We start from the raw sequence: 2110 nt of genomic DNA on the forward strand, positions 1-2110 counted from the left end.
CGACAAGTCTGTCTACTGGGGTCCCGAGAACGAGATGGAGGCATCCGACCGCTTCACCGACGACGGGCAACTCGAAGAGCCACTCGGAGCAACCGTGATGGGTCTCATCTACGTGAACCCGGAAGGTCCGGACGGCCAACCCGACCCAGAAGCGTCGGCGAAGAACATCCGAGAGTCGTTCGGTCGCATGGCGATGAACGACGAGGAGACGGCGGCGCTCATCGCCGGCGGGCACACGTTCGGGAAAGTCCACGGTGCCGACTCTGGTGACAACCTCGGGCCCGAGCCGGAAGCGGCCCCAATCGAAGAACAGGGCCTCGGCTGGGAGAACGAGTTCGGCTCCGGCAAAGGCGCTGACACGATTACCAGTGGTATCGAGGGCCCGTGGACGTCTGCACCGATTCAGTGGGACATGGGCTACATCGACAACCTGCTCGACTACGAGTGGGAGCCAGAGAAAGGCCCCGGTGGCGCGTGGCAGTGGACCACGAAGAACGACGAGTTAGACGCCGCCGCACCAGGCGTCGAGGACCCGTCGGAGAAAGAAGACGTGATGATGCTGACGACGGACATCGCGCTCAAGCGGGACCCAGACTACCGCGAGATTATCGAGCGCTTCAACGAGAACCCCCGCGAGTTCCAAGAGGCCTTCGCGAAGGCGTGGTACAAACTCATCCACCGCGACATGGGCCCGCCGTCTCGGTTCCTCGGTCCGGAAGTTCCGGACGAAGAGATGCTCTGGCAGGACCCCATCCCAGACGCTGACTACGACCTCATCGGCGAAGCGGAGATTGCTGACCTCAAAGCAGAGATTCTCGACTCCGAACTCTCTATCTCCCAACTCGTCAAGACTGCGTGGGCGTCGGCGTCGACGTACCGCGACAGCGACAAGCGCGGTGGTGCAAACGGAGGCCGCATCCGCCTCGAACCACAGCGAAGCTGGGACGTGAACGAGCCGGACCAACTGGAGACAGTGCTCGGAGTCCTCGAAACTATTCAGGAGGACTTCAACGGTTCCCGGTCCGACGAGACGAGAGTCTCGCTCGCCGACCTCGTCGTGCTCGGTGGCTGTGCCGCCGTCGAACAGGCGGCCGCAGATGCTGGGTACGACGTAGAGGTTCCGTTCGAACCTGGCCGCACCGATGCTTCCCAAGAACAGACCGACGTCGAATCCTTCGAGGTGCTCGAACCGAGCGCCGACGGGTTCCGCAACTACGTCGAAGACGGAAACGACCGACCAGCCGAAGAGTCCCTCGTCGACAAGGCGGACCTGCTCGACCTGACGGCACCCGAGATGACGGTGCTGGTCGGCGGGATGCGCGCACTGAACGCCACCTACCAGCAGTCTGACCTCGGCGTCTTTACCGACGAACCGGAGACGTTGACCAACGACTTCTTCGTGAACCTGCTCTCTATGGACACAGAGTGGGAACCGTCCTCGGACGCCGAAGACGTGTTCGAAGGCCGTGACCGAGAGTCGGGCGAACTCAAGTGGAAGGGGACGCGCGTGGACCTCATCTTCGGGTCACACTCGCGCCTCCGCGCCATCGCAGAGTTCTACGGAAGCGCCGACGCAGAAGCGGAGTTCGTGCACGACTTCGTCGATGCGTGGGACAAGGTCATGAGCCTCGACCGCTTCGACCTCCAGTAAATCGAGAGCTCAGGGTCGGTGTCTGCGTACGACCTCTCGGTAGGGTGGTGCCACCGTCCTTGCACCGGTCTCGTGGACGAGTCGTGAACGAGCACTGAGTGCGTGTCGCGTGCTCAGACCCTCTCTCTCTCCGACTGGAGCGCTCAACAGCGTTGGTTCGCCGGTAAGACTACTGCCCCCTACCAGAACCGATTCTCGTCGAGGCGAGCGAGTGCTTCTTCGATTGTCGCTTCGTTACGAGAGAAGGTGAAGCGAACCCAATCTGCAGACCCCTCCGTGTAGAAACTACTCCCAGGGACTGCCGCGACGCCGGCCTCGCGGATGAGGCGAAGTGTGAACGCTGTGTCGTCTTCGTCGGTCGGATACCGAGCGAGCATGTAGTAGGCACCGTCTGGCTTGACGGGGTCTAAGCCGACTGCTCGAAGTCCATCGTAGAGCGTGTCACGGCGGCGTTCGTAC

At 62.2% G+C, this 2110-nt stretch carries 2 protein-coding genes; one reads left to right on the forward strand and one right to left on the reverse strand.

Annotated features, from left to right (window positions below):
- Window positions 1-1651: catalase/peroxidase HPI (katG, locus tag AUR66_RS14095; RefSeq protein ID WP_058572925.1), on the forward strand; the 1651-nt coding region annotated here is incomplete at its 5' end.
- Between the two features lie 179 nt (window positions 1652-1830).
- Here katG and AUR66_RS14100 read toward each other — a convergent pair.
- Window positions 1831-2110, reverse strand: a 280-nt coding sequence (locus AUR66_RS14100) for an aminotransferase class I/II-fold pyridoxal phosphate-dependent enzyme (protein ID WP_157533139.1), incomplete at its 5' end; no start/stop codon positions are given.

The sequence above is a fragment of the Haloferax profundi genome, from assembly GCF_001469865.1.
GTDB classification, from domain to species: Archaea; Halobacteriota; Halobacteria; order Halobacteriales; family Haloferacaceae; genus Haloferax; species Haloferax profundi.